The following is an 18,370-nucleotide window of genomic DNA, read 5'->3' on the forward strand; positions in this document are numbered from 1 at the left end:
TTTGCTTTGCTCGTGAGCAATTACTCACCCGCTGGCGTAAAATGTCAATGCGCATTCGTTGCTGCAATGCAGCGAAAGTGCTAACTGCCAGTGAGGACTAGCTAATTTCTAGCTGAAGGTTTTGACAAAGGCGGGCGCTCCTGCCGATTGCAGGACCCTGGAAGCCGGTAGAGCCGGTCTCAAGCGCCGAGAAGATAATCGGCCGTCGTTTCGTCGGTGATGAGACCGTTGATGATCCGGCCCTTCAGAGCCGCGCTGAGGGCCTCGTATTTTCGCCTGCCCTTGGCGATTCCGATCACCGAGGCGCGGTCGCGCGGCGGCAGCGGCACGGAGGCGACGCGCTCGTTGATGCTGCCAGTGAGCAATGCCCCGTCGTGGTCGAACATCCAGCCGCAGATCTCGCCGGCGGCACCCGCCGCCGTCAATCGCGCCATCTCCTCCCGAGCGAGAAAGCCGTCCTCGCAAAGCGGCGCGTCCGGCCCGAGTTCACCCACGCCGACAAAGGCGGCATCGGCCTCGGCGCCGAGTTCCAGCGCCATCCTGACGAGGCTCTGATTGTGCAGCACTTCCCGCTCCTCCGCCGACGAGACGAGAACCGGCAGAGGCATCGGAAAATGCCGCGCATTGATGGTGTCCGCCATACTGAAGATGACGTTGTAGTAGGCCGCCGAACCGTCGAGCCGGATATTGCCGGTGAGAGACACGATGCGGTGCTGCGGACACTCCATCGAAGGCAACTGATCGATCGTCGCCTTCAGCGTGCGGCCGGTGCCGATGGCAAGCACCACCGGGTCGGTCGACTTCAGCCACCGCTCGATCTCTGCCGCCCCGGCCTCGGCGATGCCCACGGTCGTCGAGGAGGAGCCAGGATCGCTCGGAACGACGTCGACGTGCTTCAGACTGTATTTCTCCTTGAGCCGCATCGCAGTCTCCAGGCAGGCGGCGATCGGGTGATCGAGCCGCACCTTGATCAGCCGTTCGGCCATGGCAAGCGATACGAGGCGCTGCGCCGACTGGCGCGAAATTCCCATGATCGACGCAATCTCGTCCTGCGTCCGGCCGGCCACATAATAGAGCCAGCCCGCCCGGGCCGCATCGTCCAGCCTGTTGTTGCTTTCCGCCCTGCGCGCCATCGCCACTCATTCTCCGTCCAGTCGATTTGCTGCCACTATTTGCCATGCTCTGTCAAACAAGGCGCAAATCTGCGCTGCAGCGAAAAACGCCCGCAGCGCTCGGCATTCGCGGAAAGCGCAACCAAAATTTTACCGTTTGATAAAAAAATAAAGCGTGTTACCGTTCCCTATCCTGAGAATACATTGGGAGCCAAAAATGGGAACGACGCAATCTGGGATTCTCCACGGGCGGCTGCCGCTCGCGGAGTACGAAGCCAATTTCTCCGACCTGCATCCGCCGCTCGACAAGCACGAAGCGCTGGTCGCGGCGGACCGCTGTTACTTCTGTCATGACGCGCCGTGCATGACGGCCTGTCCCACCTCCATCGACATCCCGCTGTTCATCCGCCAGATCGCGACGGGCAACCCGATCGGCTCGGCAAAGACCATCTTCGACCAGAACATCCTCGGCGGCATGTGCGCCCGCGTCTGTCCCACCGAAACGCTCTGCGAGCAGGCCTGCGTGCGAAACACCGCGGAGGAGCGGCCCGTCGAGATCGGCCGCCTGCAGCGCTACTCGACCGATATCGCGATGCGGGAGAACAAGCAGTTCTATGCGCGCGCCACTGCTACCGGGCGCCGGATCGCGGTCGTCGGCGCGGGGCCGGCGGGCCTTGCCTGCGCCCACCGGCTGGCCATACAGGGCCACGACGTGGTGATCTACGATGCGAGAGAAAAATCCGGCGGCCTCAACGAATACGGCATCGCCGCCTACAAGACGGTGGACGATTTCGCACAGAAGGAAGTCGATTACGTCCTGTCGGTCGGCGGCATCGAGGTGCGCCACGGCGAAGCCCTCGGCCGCGATTTCTCGCTTGCCGACCTCACGGAGCAATATGATGCCGTCTTCCTCGGCCTCGGCCTTGCGGGCGTGAATGCGCTGCGGATCGAAGGCGAGAATGCCGAAGGCGTCGAGGACGCCGTTGACTTCATCGAGGCCCTGCGCCAGTCGAAGACCAAGGCCGACATTCCGGTCGGCCGGCGGGTCGTGGTGCTCGGCGGCGGCATGACCGCAATCGACGCCGCCGTCCAGGCGAAGCTGCTCGGCGCCGAGGAGGTGACGATCTGCTATCGCCGCGGCAAGGAGCACATGAACGCCTCCGAATTCGAGCAGGACCTGGCGGCATCCAAGGGCGTCACCATCCGCCACTGGCTGCAGCCGAAGCGCATTGCCGTGAAGGACGGCAAGGTCGCCGGCATCGAGCTCGATTACACCACCCTTGAGGACGGCAAGCTGACGACGACGGGGGAAACGGGTATCATTGCCGCCGAGCAGATCTTCAAGGCGATCGGCCAGACGTTCCAGGCGTCCGGCCTCGGTGCCTTGCAGATGGAGAGCGGCCGCATCGTCGTCGATCAAGACGGCCGCACCTCGCTCGCCAAGGTCTGGGCCGGCGGCGACTGCGTACTCGGCGGAGAGGACCTGACGGTTTCCGCCGTCGCGATGGGACGCGATTCCGCCGAATCGATCAATCGGGCTCTCGCCGTGGTTCAGCCGCTGGCGAGCGCCGTTGCTTGAAAAGCAGGACAGGATCGAGAGGACGAGAACAATGGCTGATCTTCGCAACAATTTTGTCGGCATCAAATCCCCGAACCCGTTCTGGCTCGCCTCGGCGCCGCCGACGGACAAGGCCTACAACGTCGAGCGCGCCTTCAAGGCGGGCTGGGGCGGCGTCGTCTGGAAGACGCTCGGCGAGGAAGGGCCGCCGGTCGTCAACGTCAACGGCCCGCGCTATGGCGCGATCTGGGGCGCCGACCGCCGCCTGCTGGGCTTGAACAACATCGAGCTCATCACCGACCGCGATCTCTATGTGAACCTGCGGGAGATGAAGCAGGTGAAGATGAACTGGCCGGACCGGGCACTGATCGCCTCGATCATGGTGCCCTGCGTGGAGGACGCGTGGAAAGCGATCCTGCCGCTGGTCGAGGAAACCGGGGCCGACGGCATCGAGCTCAATTTCGGCTGTCCGCACGGCATGTCCGAGCGCGGCATGGGTTCCGCGGTCGGTCAGGTGCCCGAATATATCGAGATGGTGGTGCGCTGGTGCAAACAGTACACGCGCATGCCGGTGATCACCAAGCTGACGCCGAACATCACCGACGTCCGCAAGCCGGCGCGTGCCGCCAAGGCCGGCGGAACCGACGCAGTGTCGCTGATCAACACGATCAACTCGATCACATCCGTCAATCTCGACACCTTCTCGCCGGAGCCCTCGATCGACGGCCGGGGCAGCCATGGCGGCTATTGCGGCCCGGCGGTCAAGCCGATCGCGCTCAACATGGTCGCCGAGATCGCCCGTGATCCGGAAACCTACGGGCTGCCGATCTCCGGCATCGGCGGCATCACCACCTGGCGCGATGCGGCCGAGTTCCTGGCGCTCGGCGCCGGCAACGTCCAGGTCTGCACGGCGGCGATGACCTACGGCTTCAAGATCGTCCAGGAAATGATCTCCGGCCTTTCGGACTGGATGGACGCCAAGGGTCACAGGACGCTCGACGACATCTGCGGCCGCGCGGTGCCGAACGTCACCGATTGGCAGTACCTGAACCTCAACTACGTCAGCAAGGCGAAGATCGATCAGGACGCCTGCATCAAATGCGGCCGCTGTCACATCGCCTGCGAGGACACCTCGCACCAGGCGATCACCCAGTTCGTCAACGGTGTGCGCCACTTCGAAGTGATCGAGGAGGAATGCGTCGGCTGCAATCTCTGCGTCAACGTCTGTCCCGTCGAGAACTGCATCACCATGGAGCCGCTCGCTGCCGGAACGCTCGACAAGCGCACCGGCAAGCCGGTCGACCCGAACTACGCCAACTGGACGACGCATCCCAACAACCCGATGGCCCGCCAGGCGGCCGAGTAAGGGAAGACGAATAGCGCATCGGGGCCGCCGGGAACACCGGCGGCCTATTGCGTTTGCCGTGACCTCAGAACTCGATAACTACCTTGCCGAAGGGGCCGCGATCGAGATGCGCTAACGCTTCGCGGGCCTCGGTGAACTTGTAGCGCTTGTCGATCACCGGCTTCAGGCGCAAGCGATCGACGGCATCGACCAGGTCCTCGAGGGCACGGCGATGTCCGACGCTGATGCCCTGCAGCACCGGCGATTTCAGCAGCAGTGGCGCAACCGGGCCGGAAACCTCGAAGCCTTCAAGCACGCCGATCACCGAGATGCGCCCGTCGGGGGCTACTGCCTTCAAAGACTGGCCGAGGCCGGCGCCGCCGGCGATCTCCAGGATATGGTCGGCGCCATGGTCATCGGTGAGTGCGTAGACTCTTTCCACCCAGTCTTCGCTCAACCGGTTGATGCCGTGGTCGGCGCCGAGCGCAAGCGCCCGTTCAAGCTTTTCCGGGCTGCCCGAAGTCACGATAACCTCGGCTCCAACAGCCTTGGCGATCTGCAGGCCGAACAGTGCAACGCCGCCCGTGCCCTGAACGACGACACGGTCACCGGGCTTCAGATGACCCTTTTCGATCAGCGCGAACCAGGCAGTCAGGCCGGCGCAGGGAAGTATGCTTGCCTCAGCGGCGTCAAGGCTCTTGGGCGCGGGGACGAACCAGTCTTCCGGAAAGGCGACATATTCCGACAGGACGCCCGGATGCACTCCACCAAGCGTGTCATATGCAGGCGTCCTGCCGTTTCCGGGCCGTAGGCCATCGAGCCAACCGGGCGCAAAAGTCGAGATCACCCGGTCGCCGGGCTTGAAGCGGGTCACACCCTTGCCGACCGCTTCGACGACGCCGCTCATGTCCGAGGCTGGCACGAAGGGAAAGGTGAGTTCCAGCCCCATGCCGGACTCCAGTATCAGCTTGTCGCGATAGTTGAGCGACACCGCGGTCGTGCGAACAAGCACATCACGCTCGCCGATTTCCGGCACTTTGCGCTCCGCGATCTTCAGGTTGTGCGGTCCAACAGCCTCGGTGCTCCATTCCTGCATCCATTTTGACATGTTCGTTCCTTTCCAGTTGTTACTGGAACGACCATAATGTTGAAACTGGATCGCCAGTTGCGATAAGAATTCCCATCATTGGTTCCCAAGAGGCTACATTCATGGAACATCTGAAGGGCGTTTCGGTGTTTGTCGAAGCCGCGGAAGCCGGGGGCTTCTCCGCTGCGGCGGAGCGGATGAACCTTTCGCGCTCAGCCGTCGGCAAGACGATCGCCCGGCTTGAGCAGAGGCTCGGCGTCCGCCTCTTCCATCGCACCACACGGGCGCAGAGCCTGACCGAAGAGGGCCAGCTCTTCTACGAGAGCTGCCAGAGAGCGCTCGGTGAAATCCGCAGCGCCGAGGCCCTTCTCGAATCCGGGAGACAGGAAATCCGTGGGCGGCTGCGGATCTCCATGCCGGTTCTATTTGGCAGGCAATGCGTGGCGCCGCTCTTTCGCGACCTGCTGCGCACCCATCCGCATCTCGATCTCGATTTGTCCTTCAACGACCGTGTCGTCGATCTCCTCGACGAAGGCTTCGATCTCGCCGTCCGCAATGGTTCATTGGGTAACGATTCCGGGCTTATGACGCGCGCTGTCGCCGAGCAGCGCATGACGGTCTGCGCCTCTCCAACCTATCTTGCGGCGCACGGCGCGCCGCAAACGGTGGGCGAGCTCGCGGCGCACACTGGGGTGGTCTACTACCGCGGCGGCCAACAGCGACCATGGTCCTTTCCTGTCGAAGGCAGGACCAGCGAGGCAATCTTACCGAATACCCGGCTGCGGCTTGACGATCTTGCCGCCATCGCGGACGCGGCTGCCGAGGGCCTCGGCCTTGCCTGGCTGCCCTGCTGGCTGGTGCGCGAGCGGGTGCAACGCGGCGAACTCGTCCGCGTGCTGACCGATCGGCCGGGTCTGGTTTTCAAGGTCCATGCCGTGTGGCCCCGGACGCGGCTGCCGCTGCCAAAACTGCGCCTGGCGATCGATACCCTTGCCGCGGGACTGCCGCGCATCATGGAATAGTTCCGCCGACTGCGCTAACGCGTTCGAACGTCTGGATATTCCTCAGATTTGAGGGGATTCGGCAGCGGATCACAAAATTGAAACAGTTTGTGTAGAAAACGTAAGTTGTCCGTCCCGGCGATCTGGTTGATAAGGGGGAAAAACCACGAGCGGCCGGCGGCCGCCGGCAGACCCGGGCAGACTGTTTGACGATTATTTCCGCCAATACACGCAAGAAAACGCACCTGATCTCCGGGGCCGTGCTGGGCACCTTCGTCCTCCTGCATTTTGTCAATCATTCTCTTGGCCTGATCTCGATCGGAGCGATGGAAGCCGGCCGGCGAGTCTTCACGCTTGTCTGGCACAGCTTACCTGGAACGATCCTGCTTTACGGCGCCCTGCTCCTGCATTTCCTGATGGCCCTCGACAGCCTCTATCGTCGCCAGACGCTGAGAATGCCGGCCGGTGAAGCGCTGAAGATCATCTTCGGGCTGAGTCTGCCCTTTCTGCTGATACCCCATGTGGTCGCCGCGCGCGTGGAGCCGCTCCTGACCGGAGTCGCTGCCGACTATCCCCAAATTCTGCGCGCCCTCTGGTCGAGCTCGGCAGGCACGACCCGCCAGACGATCGCGCTGCTGTTCGTCTGGAGCCACGCTTGCCTCGGCGCCTGGTTCTGGATGCGCGGCCGGGACTGGTTTCCGCGCTACGAATTCCTGCTCTACACCGTTGCCCTGCTCGTGCCCATCTTCGCGCTGCTCGGCTTCGTCAACGGCGCCCGTTCTATCGGTCGCGACTATGCGGAACATGGTGCCTACGGCGACAGAGCCTATGTCAGTCAGGAGCCGCGTCTTAACCCGGCCCGGCTCGAGAACATCCGTCTCGCCTTTTATGCGGGCTTTGCAAGCCTGATCGGCGGAACCCTGGCGTTGCGCGCCCTGCCGGCGCGCGGCCGCATTCGCGTGCGCTATCCGGATGGGCGGGTGGCGGCGGTGAGCCTCGGCTTCAGCGTGCTCGAGGCAAGCCGCGCCGCCGGCATTCCGCATGTCTCCGTCTGTGGCGGCCGCGGCCGGTGCTCGACCTGCCGGGTGCGCATCATTGAGGGTCTCGAAGGCCAGCCGGCGCCCGAGTCAGCGGAACTGGCAACGCTGACGCGCATCGCCGCTCCCGATAATGTTCGTCTGGCCTGCCAGTTCCGGCCCACCCACAACGTTACGATCGTACCCATCCTCGACACCGACAGTCTCGGCGTAAAGACCCAGCTTGCCCGGCAGAACGGCGGCGGGCGCGAGCGGCGCGTGGCCGTGCTCTTCTGTGACCTGCGCGATTTCACCCGTATTGCCGAGCACAAGCTGCCCTACGACACGGTGTTCCTGCTCAACCGCTACTTCGAAATGATCGGCGAGGCGGTCGAGGGCTCCGGCGGCGTTATCGACAAGTTCATCGGCGACGGTGCGCTGGCGATCTTCGGGCTGAAGAGTCCTCTTCCGGAAGCCTGCCGCCAGGCGCTTGCCGCAGCCGCCCGGCTCTCGGCGGGCATTCGCTCGCTCAACCAGACATTCGAGGGCGAACTCGAACAGCCGCTCAGGCTTGCGATCGGCCTGCATGCCGGGCCCGCCATTGTCGGCGAGATGGGCTACGGTCAGGCGACCTCGCTGACGGCGGTCGGCGACACGATCAATACGGCCAGCCGGCTGGAGGGCTTGGCCAAGGAGCACGACGCCGAACTTGCCGTGTCGGTCGAACTCATCGAACGCGCCGGACTGAACCTCGAGGGCTACAGGCGGATGGATATCGGCCTGCGCGGCCGGCAGGCAACGCTTGAAACATGGATCGTCGACGATGCCGCCGAGATCTCCGAAGTGCTGCCGGCGCAGAGTTAATTGCCCCTCATCCGCCTGCCGGCACCTTCTCCCCGCAAGCGGGGCGAAGGGGTATGCCGCGCCGCCCACTTCCCCTCTCCGGTTACACAGCGAGTGAGCACAAGACCGCGGCGGTGTCCCTTCTCCCCGTCACAACGGGGAGAAGGTGCCGGCAGGCGGATGAGGGGCCGCCTCCGCGATTATCTTTCAACCGAAGCGCGCCTACTCCCGCACCTGCAGGCCATCGACGAAGAGGCGCTCGAGAAAACGCGCCGCATCCTCGAAGCGCCCCTCGCCCGCATGCTCCTGGCCGAGCACCGCACGGACCTGCACATCGAAATCGGCGTAGTGCTGCGTCGTCGACCAGATGGCGAAGATCAGGTGATAGGGGTCGCAATTGGCGATCTTGCCGGCCTTCGCCCAGGCGCGGATCACCTCCGCCTTTTCGTCGACGAGTTGCTTCAGCGGCCCTTTCAGCTCGTCCTCGATGTGCGGAGCGCCCTGCAGCACTTCATTGGCGAACAGACGGCTTTCGCGCGGAAAATCGCGTGCCATTTCAAGCTTGCGCCGGATGTAGCTGCGGATCTCGGCGACCGGATTGCCTTCGGCGTTGAATTCGCGCAAGGGATCTAGCCAGGTATCAAGCACGCGGTCGATCAAGGCGCGATGCATGGCTTCCTTCGTCCGGAAATAATAGAGCAGGTTCGGTTTCGACATGCCTGCCACTTCGGCGATCTGATCGATGGTCGAGCCGCGGAAGCCGCTCGCCGAAAAGACTTCGAGCGCTGCTTCGAGGATCCGCTCCTCCTTTTCCTCCTGGATACGGGTGCGCCTCTGGGTTTTCGCCGCTCTTGGAAGTACCATCTCTCCCCCTGCCGATGCCCACGCGCTGGATGGTTGCGGAGGCACGCTTTGCCCAAAAATCGGACGCGCCATTTATTTGGGCAACAAACGGTTTTTTTCTTTTTCCCGCTTGAGTGCCGCTACGGAAGTTGTAATGTTTACCAACCGGTCAAATTATCAGTCAGATTGTCGCCAAAGGCAACGGCTGATCGAAGGGCACGAAGACAAAGCTCCGATTTGACCGACGGGAACGCATGGGCTGCCCCCGGGGAGGGTCTAGCCGGAAAAAGAGGAGAACGCCATGGCTGCACCTGGCGAGAATAGGCGCGTCAATGCCGACCGCCTGTGGGATTCGTTGATGGATATGGCGAAGATCGGCCCCGGCGTTGCCGGCGGCAACAACCGCCAGACCCTGACGGACGCCGATGGCGAGGGCCGACGGCTGTTCCAGTCCTGGTGCGACAAGGCCGGCCTCTCCATGGGCGTCGACAAGATGGGCACCATGTTCATGACCCGCCGGGGCACCGACCCGGATGCTCTCCCTGTCCATATCGGCTCCCATCTCGACACACAGCCGACCGGCGGCAAATATGACGGCGTGCTCGGCGTCCTGAGTGGCCTCGAGGTCGTGCGCACGCTGAACGACCTCGGCATCAAGACCAGGCATCCGATCGTCGTGACGAACTGGACCAACGAGGAGGGCGCGCGCTTCGCGCCGGCCATGCTCGCCTCCGGCGTCTTTGCCGGCGTCCATACGCTGGATTACGCCTATGCCCGCAAGGACCCGGAGGGAAAGGCCTTCGGTGACGAGTTGAAGCGCATCGGCTGGGTGGGCAACGAAGAAGTCGGCGCCCGCAAGATGCATGCCTATTTCGAATATCACATCGAGCAGGGACCGATCCTCGAGGCCGAGAACAAGCAGATCGGCGTCGTCACCCACTGTCAGGGCCTGTGGTGGCTCGAATTCACGCTGACCGGCAAGGAAGCGCATACCGGCTCGACGCCGATGAACATGCGCGTCAATGCCGGCCTCGCCATGGCCCGCATCCTCGAAATGGTCCAGACCGTCGCGATGGACAGCCAGCCGGGCGCCGTCGGCGGCGTCGGACAGATGTTCTTCTCGCCCAATTCCCGCAACGTTTTGCCGGGCAAGGTCGTCTTCACGGTCGACATCCGCTCGCCGGACCAGGCGAAGCTCGACGGCATGCGCGCCCGGATCGAGGCCGAAGCACCGAAGATCGCCGAGGCGCTGGGCGTCGGCTGTTGGATCGAGGCGGTCGGACACTTCGATCCCGTCACCTTCGATCCGAAGCTGGTGGCGACCGTGCGCGGCGCGGCCGAGAAGCTCGGCTACAGCCACATGAACCTCATTTCAGGCGCCGGCCACGACGCCTGCTGGGCGGCCAAGGTCGCGCCGACGACGATGATCATGTGCCCCTGCGTCGATGGGCTCAGCCACAACGAGGCGGAGGACATTTCCAAGGAATGGGCCGCCGCCGGCGCCGACGTTCTTTTCCACGCCGTTCTCGAAACTGCTGAAGTGGTCGAGTGAGTTTGCGGGCGGGACGAAAGTTCCGCCCTTTTTACTTGGTGGCCCCGGCCACCGAAGCACCATCCAGAGGAAGATACCAATGAGCACCGTCATCAAGGGTGGAACCATCGTCACCGCCGACCTGACCTACAAGGTCGATATCAAGGTCGAAGGCGGCAAGATCGTCGAGATCGGCCCCAACCTTTCCGGCACCGAGACGCTCGACGCGACCGGCTGCTATGTCATGCCGGGCGGCATCGATCCGCACACCCATCTCGAAATGCCCTTCATGGGCACCTATTCCTCGGACGATTTCGAGAGCGGCACGCGCGCGGCGCTCGCCGGCGGCACGACCATGGTGGTGGACTTCGCACTCCCCTCGCCCGGCCAGTCGCTGCTCGAGGCGCTCACCATGTGGGACAACAAGTCGACCCGCGCCAATTGCGACTATTCCTTCCACATGGCGATCACCTGGTGGAGCGAGCAGGTCTTCAACGAGATGGAGACGATCGTCAAGGACAAGGGCATCAACACCTTCAAGCACTTCATGGCCTACAAGGGCGCGCTGATGGTGGACGACGACGAGATGTTCTCGTCCTTCCAGCGCTGCGCCGCCCTCGGCGCCCTGCCGCTGGTCCACGCCGAAAACGGCGACGTAGTGGCGCAGTTGCAGGCGAAGCTGTTGGCCGAAGGCAATAGCGGCCCGGAGGCGCACGCCTATTCGCGACCGGCCGAGGTCGAGGGCGAGGCCACCAACCGCGCGATCATGATCGCCGACATGGCCGGCTGTCCGGTCTATATCGTTCACACTTCCTGCGAACAGGCGCACGAGGCGATCCGCCGCGCCCGCGCCAAGGGCATGCGCGTCTTCGGCGAGCCGCTGGTCCAGCACCTGACGCTCGACGAGACGGAATATTTCAACAAGGACTGGGATCATGCGGCGCGCCGGGTGATGTCGCCGCCGTTCCGCAACAAGCTGCACCAGGACAGCCTGTGGGCGGGCCTCGCTTCCGGTTCGCTGCAGGTGGTGGCGACCGACCATTGCGCCTTCACGACGGCGCAGAAGCGTTTTGGCGTCGGCGATTTCACCAAGATCCCGAACGGCACCGGCGGGCTCGAGGACCGCATGCCGATGCTCTGGACCTGTGGCGTCAATAGCGGCCGCATCACCATGAACGAATTCGTCGCTGTGACCTCGACCAACATCGCCAAGATCCTCAACATCTATCCGAAGAAGGGCGCGATCCTCGTCGGGGCCGATGCCGACCTCGTCGTCTGGGATCCGAAACGCTCCAAGACGATCTCGGCGAGCACCCAGCAATCGGCGATCGACTACAACGTTTTCGAGGGCAAGACGGTCACCGGCCTGCCGCGTTTCACGCTGACGCGCGGCGTCGTCGCTATCGAGGAAGGGGCGGTGAAGACGCAGGAGGGCCATGGCGAGTTCGTCCGGCGCGACCCCTTCCCGGCGGTCAGCACGGCGCTGTCGACCTGGAAGGAAGTGACGGCACCGCGCGCCGTACAGCGCAGCGGCATTCCGGCAACGGGCGTGTGACGGATTTCAGATGCCGCATTCGTCATTCGCTACGTGCAAGAGGATCGGCCGGCACCAGACCGTCCAGCTCCGGCAAGAGAACGACGCTCTCCTGCTCCTTCGGATCTGTCCGGGCGATCACCGCCGTGCAGGGGCTGTCGGAAAGATTGGCAGGCATGTGCGGTATGCCGGCCGGGATGTAGAGCATCTCGCCGGCCCTGACGAGCACGCGCTCTTCGAGCCGGTCGCCGAACCAGGTACAGGCCTCGCCGGAAAGCACATAGATGGCCGTCTCATGGTTCTCGTGGAGATGCGCCTTGGCGCGCGCGCCGGGCGGCATGGTGACGAGATGCATGCAGATGCCGGTGGAGCCCACTGTCTCCGCGGCGATGCCTTCGAAGTAATCGAGCCCCTGCTTGCCGGCATAACCGCTGCCCGGCCGCACCACGCGACAGCCAGGATTGGATGATCGAGACATGACCGTTCTCCAGAATTCGCTGAAAAACCTTGAACAGGAGCCTTCTGCGGCAAATCCACGATTGCATGTTGCCGGCCCGAATAGCAGTCTGGCACAGACAGGTGAGAATGAGAATCCATCCATGACATCCAATTCCGCCTCCGTGGTCTCGGCCCGAAATCTCGGCCTGACGTTCCAGACCAGCGACGGGCCGGTCAATGCGCTGACAGGCGTGAATCTCGACGTGGCGAAGGGCGACTTCGTCTCCTTCATCGGCCCGTCCGGCTGCGGCAAGACGACCTTCCTGCGCATCATCGCCGACCTCGAGAAGCCGACGGCCGGCACGATCGCCGTCAACGGCAAGACGCCGGAGGAAGCCCGCCACAATCGCGCCTATGGCTACGTCTTCCAGGCGGCAGCGCTCTATCCCTGGCGAACGATCGAGAAGAACATCGCGCTGCCGCTCGAAATCATGGGTTACGCCAAGGACGAGCGGAAGGCGCGCATCGAACGGACGCTGGAGCTCGTCAACCTCACGGGCTTCGGCAAGAAATACCCCTGGCAGCTCTCCGGCGGCATGCAGCAGCGGGCGTCGATCGCCCGGGCGCTGGCCTTCGACGCCGATCTTCTCCTGATGGACGAACCCTTCGGCGCCCTCGACGAGATCGTCCGCGATCACCTGAACGAGCAGCTCCTGAAGCTCTGGGCGCAGACCAACAAGACGATCTGTTTCGTCACCCACTCGATCCCGGAGGCCGTCTATCTCTCGACCAAGATCGTCGTGATGAGCCCGCGCCCCGGCCGGGTGACCGACATCATCGAATCGACGCTGCCGAGGGAGCGTCCGCTCGGCATCCGCGAGACGCCGGAATTTTTGGAGATCGCCCACCGGGTGCGCGAGGGGCTGAGGGCGGGGCATAGCTATGATGAATAGCTGTTGGCCTGATTTAGCCGCTCCGCGATCGCGGCGGGGAAAAACCCCTCCCCAACCCCTCCCCACAAGGGGGAGGGGCTTGGCCGCGTATGCCGCTCGGTTGAGTTCCAAAGATCGGTTCCAACCTCGAGAGGCGCCTGCGCAGGCACGTGTCACACAAAGCCCTTATCCTGGAATCGCATCACCCAGCCCCTCTTCGGAATGTGAGTGGGTGAGATTTAGCAACGACGGCGCGGCTGGGGTTTCCCTCCCCCTTGTGGGGAGGGTGGTGAGCGCAGCGAACCGGGAGGGGTCTTTGGCACACTCCAACATCGACCCGAAGGTCAGGCAACGCGCCAGGAAGCTCCGAACGGAAATGACCAAAGCCGAAGCGGCGATGTGGAACATGCTCCGCGACCCACGCCCCTTAGGCGCTCGCTTCCGCAGAGAAACCCCCGTCGGCCCCTACATTGCGGACTTCGCATGGCTTTCCGCACGCCTTATCGTTGAAGTCGATGGCGACAGCCACGAGACAGACGCTGGCAGACGTCATGATAAGCGGCGGGATGAATTCCTTGGGGCACAAGGGTTCACTGTCCTGCGCTTCGACAATTCCCAGGTGCTCGACGGACCGGATTATGTATTTCTGTCCATTCGCAAACACGCCAGCCGTCACCTTAAGGCGGAGCGCTCGACGGTTCGGGCCGACGGAGGCGCCGATGCATAAGCCCAGCTTCCTCCGCGACAAACTCCTTCCAATCTCAACCGTCGTCGCGCTCCTGATCGCCATTTGGTACATCGCCGCCGTCTTCCTGAACGCGCCCTTCGAGCGCGACACGGCGGCGCGCGCCGGCACCGAGATCGCTTTCTCCGACCTCGTCGGGAACACGATGGCGCAGGAGCGACCGGTGCTGCCGGCACCGCACCAGGTGGTTGCCGAGATCTGGGACACGACCGTCAACAGGGCGATCACCTCGAAGCGCAGCCTCGTCTATCACGCCTGGATCACGCTTTCCGCCACCCTGCTCGGCTTCGGCATCGGTGCGGCACTCGGCGTGCTTCTCGCCGTCGGCATCGTTCACAACCGCGCCATGGACCGCTCGCTGATGCCCTGGGTGATCGCCAGCCAGACGATACCGATCCTGGCGATCGCGCCGATGATCATCGTCGTCTTGAATGCCATCGGCATAGCCGGCCTCTTACCGAAGGCGCTGATCTCCACCTATCTGTCGTTCTTCCCGGTGGTGGTCGGCATGGTCAAGGGCTTGCGCAGCCCGGAAACGATCCAGCTCGACCTCATGCACACCTACAACGCCTCGGCAGCACAGACCTTCTGGAAGCTGCGCTGGCCCTCCTCCATGCCCTATCTCTTCACCTCGCTGAAGGTCGCCGTCGCCATTTCCCTCGTCGGTGCCATTGTCGGCGAACTGCCGACCGGTGCCGTGGCCGGGCTCGGCGCACGGCTGCTCGCCGGCTCCTATTACGGCCAGACCGTGCAGATCTGGGCAGCGCTGTTCATGGCCGCGGCACTCGCCGCCGTCCTCGTCATGATCGTCGGCTTCGCGCACTCCGCCGTCCTGAAGCGCATGGGAGCCAAGCCATGAACCTTGCCGCTCTCGCCGGCGCCATCCTGTTCTGGCTCGTCGCCTGGGCCTTCAACGAATGGCTGGTCCGTCAGCATTTTACAAACCGCACGCTGGGCAACGCCGCGCGCTTCGCGGTGCCTCTCCTCTTCGGCGTGACGATCCTTGTCCTGTGGGAAGGCATCGTCCGCGGCTTCGGCATTCCTTCGGTGCTGCTGCCGGCACCGTCGATGATCTGGGCGCGGCTCATCAATTCGGTACCGACACTCGCCGCCGATTTCCGCCAGACCTTCCTGAAATCCGTGCTGACCGGCTATGCGCTCGGCTGCGGGCTCGGTTTCGTCGTGGCGATCCTCATCGACCGCTCTCCTTTCCTGCAGAAGGGTCTGCTGCCGCTCGGCAACTTCGTGTCCGCCCTCCCCGTCATCGGCGTCGCGCCGATCATGGTCATGTGGTTCGGCTTCGACTGGCAGTCGAAGGTTGCCGTCGTCGTCATCATGACCTTCTTCCCGATGCTGGTGAACACGGTGTCGGGCCTTGCCACTGCCAGCCACATGGAGCGCGACCTGATGCGCACCTACGCAGCCTCCTGGTGGCAGACCCTCGTCAAGCTGCGGCTGCCGGCGGCCTGGCCTTTCATTTTCAACGCACTCAAGATTAACTCGACGCTGGCGCTTATCGGCGCGATCGTGGCCGAGTTTTTCGGAACGCCCATTGTCGGCATGGGTTTCCGGATCTCCACGGAAGTGGGGCGCATGAACGTCGACATGGTCTGGGCCGAAATCGCCGTTGCGGCGGTGGCTGGCTCCGCCTTCTACGGGGTGGTTGCGCTCATTGAGCGGGCCGTCACCTTCTGGCATCCGTCCATCCGCAGTGGCCGGGCCTGATAGACAAAGCAATGATAAGAGGGAACTGACATGAACAAGAAACTTGCATCTCTGCTGGCAGCGGGCGTCGTTTCGCTTGCCGCCTTTAGCGCCAATGCCGCCGACAAGGTCACGCTGCAGCTGAAATGGGTGACGCAGGCCCAGTTCGCCGGCTATTACGTCGCCAAGGACAAGGGCTTTTACGAGGAAGAGGGCCTCGACGTCGATATCAAGCCGGGCGGCCCGGATATCGCTCCGCCGCAGGTCATCGCCGGCGGTGGAGCCGACGTCATCGTCGACTGGATGCCGTCCGCCCTTGCCACGCGCGAGAAGGGCGTGGCCCTCGTCAACATCGCCCAGCCCTTCAAGAAGTCCGGCATGATGCTCACCTGTCTCAAGGAATCGGGTGTGAAGACTCCCGAGGACTTCAAGGGCAAGACGCTCGGCGTCTGGTTCTTCGGCAACGAGTACCCGTTCCTCTCCTGGATGTCGCAGTTGAAAATTCCGACGGACGGAGGTCCGAATGGCGTGACCGTCCTGAAGCAGGGCTTCAACGTCGACCCGCTGATCCAGAAGCAGGCGGCCTGCATTTCCACCATGACCTACAACGAATACTGGCAGGTCATCGACGCCGGCATCAAGCCGGAGGATCTGGTCACCTTCAAATATGAAGACCAGGGCGTCGCAACGCTCGAGGACGGCCTCTACGTGCTCGAGGACAAGCTCAAGGACGCCGCCTTCAAGGAAAAGATGGTGAAGTTCGTCCGTGCCTCGATGAAGGGCTGGAAATATGCCGAGGAGAATCCGGACGAGGCGGCGGATATCGTGCTCGAGAATGACTCGACCGGCGCCCAGACGGAAAAGCATCAGAAGCGCATGATGGGCGAGATCGCCAAGCTGACGGCAGGTTCGAATGGCGCGCTCGACGAGGCCGACTACAAGCGTACGGTCCAGTCGCTGCTCTCCGGCGGCTCCGATCCGGTCATCTCCAAGGAGCCGGAAGGCGCCTGGACGCACGAGATCACGGACGAAGCGCTGAAATAAGCCCCCATATCTGGACCAGACGAGGAGCGCGCGGCAGTATGCCGCGCGCTTTTTGCCAATCCGCCCGGTTGTCAAGCTTGCATTTGGCTTACGCCACTATAGCTTCACGCGAGCCATAAAAATATTGAGGCACCATCGCTTCTCGCCCTTGCAAGCATTTGCCACCGCGCTTACATAGGCCGGAATGTTTGACTGGAGAGTAGGCGCAGGGGAGGCCGATTTTCTCTGATCTCGCTTCCTCGAGCAAATTTCTCCCGGATCGACACTTTAGGCTTAAGGCTGTCGACCGGAGATTTTCGAGTGTGTGAGCGCGACTGGTCTCGGCAAGGGGCCGACAATGCCGGGCGCTACACGCGGGAATAGCATGATTACAGCCGGATCTTCGCCCTTGATGAATGGCGATGCGGCATGGTTTATTTGTATCAGGACGATAGGCCGATGGCTCAGAAACTCCTTCCTCTTCTCGGCGCATGCGCAGCGATGACGCTCGGAGCATTTTCGGGCGTCTCGGCCGAGGAGGCCGCAAAACCGCGGCCGACGCCGGCCCTGCCCTCGATCGTCGTCACGGAAGCGGTAGAACGCAAGATCAGCGACCGCGTCCTTGCCACCGGCTCGATCGAAGCGGTCGAGGAAACCTATGTTGCACCGCTTGTCGACGGCCTCTCCATACGCTCGTTGAATGCGGATGTCGGCGACTGGGTGGAAGAGGGCAGCACGCTCGCAGTTCTCAACGACGACGCGCTGCTCCTGCAGAAAAGCCAGCTCGAGGCCAATCTCGCCAAGGCAGAAGCCTCGCTCGCGCAACTCAACGCCCAGCTTGCCGAAGCGGCCGCGAATTCCGAAGAGGCGACGCGCGTCGCCGATCGCGCCGTGCGGCTTTCGGAGAACGGCACCGTCTCGACCGCCGAGGCGGACCGCCTGAAGGCGCTCGCCGCCGCCACGCGTGCGCGCCTCCGCTCGGCCGAACAATCGGTTGGCGTCGCAAAAGCGGACATCAAGGTCGTCCAGGCGCAGATCGACGATATCGACCTCAGGCTTGCCCGCACCGAGGTCAAGGCCCCGGTCAGCGGCGTGATCTCGGCCAAGAACGCCAAGGTCGGCGCGATCGCCAGCGGCAATGGCGACCCGCTCTTCGCTATGATCCGCGACGGCACGATCGAGATGACGGCCGATGTCGCTGAAGCCGACATCATCAGGCTTGCCGTCGGACAACCCGCAACGGTCAAGCTCGCCGGCAGCAACGCGATGGTCGAAGGCAAGATCCGCCTGATCGCGCCGACGGTCGATGCCCAGACGCGCCTCGGCAAGGTTCACATCAGCCTCACCGACACGACCGAAGCGCGCGCCGGCATGTATGCGAGCGCTGTCGTCACGGTTGAAGAAAAGCAGACGGTCGTTTTGCCGCAAACCGCCGTTACATCGGAAGACGGCAAGACCATCGTCCGCAAGGTAGAGAACGGCATCGTGCGCCTGGTTCCGGTCGATACCGGGATCCAGGATGGACAGTTCGTCGAAATTCTTTCAGGCCTGAAGCCGGGTGAACAGGCGGTGGCAAAGGCCGGCGCCTATGTTCGCGACGGCGACCGGATCAATCCGGTCAAGTCCGACCAGCCGATAACCAATTGACGGGAACAGAG

Annotated in this window: 16 protein-coding genes; 12 read left to right on the forward strand and 4 right to left on the reverse strand. The window is 63.3% G+C overall.

Annotated elements, in window-relative coordinates:
* Positions 1–179: 179 nt before the first annotated feature.
* A complete protein-coding gene (locus AU381_RS02135; protein WP_064240174.1) occupies positions 180–1,133 on the reverse strand; it encodes a sugar-binding transcriptional regulator in 954 nt (317 codons plus the stop codon).
* A gap of 196 nt (positions 1,134–1,329) precedes the next feature.
* Here AU381_RS02135 and AU381_RS02140 point away from each other — a divergent pair, with 196 nt between their 5' ends.
* Positions 1,330–2,691 carry an NAD(P)-dependent oxidoreductase gene (locus AU381_RS02140; RefSeq protein ID WP_064240175.1) on the forward strand — a complete coding sequence of 454 codons (1,362 nt, stop codon included), beginning with the start codon at positions 1,330–1,332 and terminating at the stop codon, positions 2,689–2,691.
* 31 nt (positions 2,692–2,722) lie between these two features.
* On the forward strand, positions 2,723–4,036 hold the full coding sequence (gene preA / locus AU381_RS02145) for an NAD-dependent dihydropyrimidine dehydrogenase subunit PreA (protein ID WP_064240176.1): 1,314 nt from the start codon (positions 2,723–2,725) through the stop codon (positions 4,034–4,036).
* 64 nt (positions 4,037–4,100) lie between these two features.
* Here preA and AU381_RS02150 read toward each other — a convergent pair whose 3' ends face one another.
* Positions 4,101–5,123 carry a zinc-dependent alcohol dehydrogenase family protein gene (locus AU381_RS02150; protein WP_064240177.1) on the reverse strand — a complete coding sequence of 341 codons (1,023 nt, stop codon included), beginning with the start codon at positions 5,121–5,123 and terminating at the stop codon, positions 4,101–4,103.
* A 101-nt stretch (positions 5,124–5,224) separates the two neighbouring features.
* Here AU381_RS02150 and AU381_RS02155 point away from each other — a divergent pair, with 101 nt between their 5' ends.
* Both AU381_RS02155 and AU381_RS02160 read left to right on the forward strand, forming a co-directional pair.
* Positions 5,225–6,124, forward strand: coding sequence for a LysR family transcriptional regulator (locus tag AU381_RS02155; RefSeq protein ID WP_064240178.1), 900 nt, complete (start codon positions 5,225–5,227; stop codon positions 6,122–6,124).
* 185 nt (positions 6,125–6,309) lie between these two features.
* Positions 6,310–7,983, forward strand: coding sequence for an adenylate/guanylate cyclase domain-containing protein (locus tag AU381_RS02160; RefSeq protein WP_064240179.1), 1,674 nt, complete (start codon positions 6,310–6,312; stop codon positions 7,981–7,983).
* A gap of 201 nt (positions 7,984–8,184) precedes the next feature.
* Here the strand turns inward: AU381_RS02160 and rutR are convergent, their stop codons facing one another.
* Positions 8,185–8,826 (reverse strand): HTH-type transcriptional regulator RutR, encoded by a 642-nt coding sequence (rutR, locus tag AU381_RS02165; protein ID WP_012708997.1) that lies wholly within the window; start codon positions 8,824–8,826, stop codon positions 8,185–8,187.
* 280 nt (positions 8,827–9,106) lie between these two features.
* Between rutR and AU381_RS02170 the strand changes: the two genes are divergently transcribed.
* Both AU381_RS02170 and hydA read left to right on the forward strand, forming a co-directional pair.
* A complete protein-coding gene (locus AU381_RS02170; RefSeq protein ID WP_064240180.1) occupies positions 9,107–10,357 on the forward strand; it encodes a Zn-dependent hydrolase in 1,251 nt (416 codons plus the stop codon).
* Positions 10,358–10,436: 79 nt separating this feature from the next.
* A complete protein-coding gene (gene hydA, locus AU381_RS02175; protein ID WP_064240181.1) occupies positions 10,437–11,891 on the forward strand; it encodes a dihydropyrimidinase in 1,455 nt (484 codons plus the stop codon).
* Positions 11,892–11,913: 22 nt separating this feature from the next.
* Here the strand turns inward: hydA and AU381_RS02180 are convergent, their stop codons facing one another.
* Entirely contained in the window at positions 11,914–12,348 is a 435-nt protein-coding gene (locus AU381_RS02180; RefSeq protein ID WP_064240182.1) for a cupin domain-containing protein, read from the reverse strand.
* 121 nt (positions 12,349–12,469) lie between these two features.
* Between AU381_RS02180 and AU381_RS02185 the strand changes: the two genes are divergently transcribed.
* From AU381_RS02185 to AU381_RS02210, 6 genes are all read left to right on the forward strand, one after another.
* Positions 12,470–13,261 (forward strand): ABC transporter ATP-binding protein, encoded by a 792-nt coding sequence (locus AU381_RS02185; protein ID WP_064240183.1) that lies wholly within the window; start codon positions 12,470–12,472, stop codon positions 13,259–13,261.
* A 268-nt stretch (positions 13,262–13,529) separates the two neighbouring features.
* On the forward strand, positions 13,530–13,967 hold the full coding sequence (locus tag AU381_RS02190) for an endonuclease domain-containing protein (RefSeq protein WP_280137771.1): 438 nt from the start codon (positions 13,530–13,532) through the stop codon (positions 13,965–13,967).
* Positions 13,960–14,844 (forward strand): ABC transporter permease, encoded by an 885-nt coding sequence (locus AU381_RS02195; RefSeq protein WP_064240184.1) that lies wholly within the window; start codon positions 13,960–13,962, stop codon positions 14,842–14,844. Before AU381_RS02190 ends, AU381_RS02195 begins: the two co-directional genes overlap by 8 nt.
* Positions 14,841–15,710 (forward strand): ABC transporter permease, encoded by an 870-nt coding sequence (locus AU381_RS02200; protein ID WP_064240185.1) that lies wholly within the window; start codon positions 14,841–14,843, stop codon positions 15,708–15,710. The genes AU381_RS02195 and AU381_RS02200 overlap by 4 nt, the downstream gene beginning before the upstream one ends.
* 30 nt (positions 15,711–15,740) lie before the next feature.
* On the forward strand, positions 15,741–16,733 hold the full coding sequence (locus AU381_RS02205) for an ABC transporter substrate-binding protein (protein WP_064240186.1): 993 nt from the start codon (positions 15,741–15,743) through the stop codon (positions 16,731–16,733).
* A gap of 438 nt (positions 16,734–17,171) precedes the next feature.
* The gene (locus AU381_RS02210) at positions 17,172–18,359 is read left to right on the forward strand and encodes an efflux RND transporter periplasmic adaptor subunit (protein WP_064240222.1); all 1,188 of its coding nucleotides are present in this window, start codon (positions 17,172–17,174) and stop codon (positions 18,357–18,359) included.
* Positions 18,360–18,370: the final 11 nt, after the last annotated feature.

The sequence above is a fragment of the Sinorhizobium glycinis genome (genome assembly GCF_001651865.1).
Classification (GTDB): domain Bacteria; phylum Pseudomonadota; class Alphaproteobacteria; order Rhizobiales; family Rhizobiaceae; genus Sinorhizobium; species Sinorhizobium glycinis.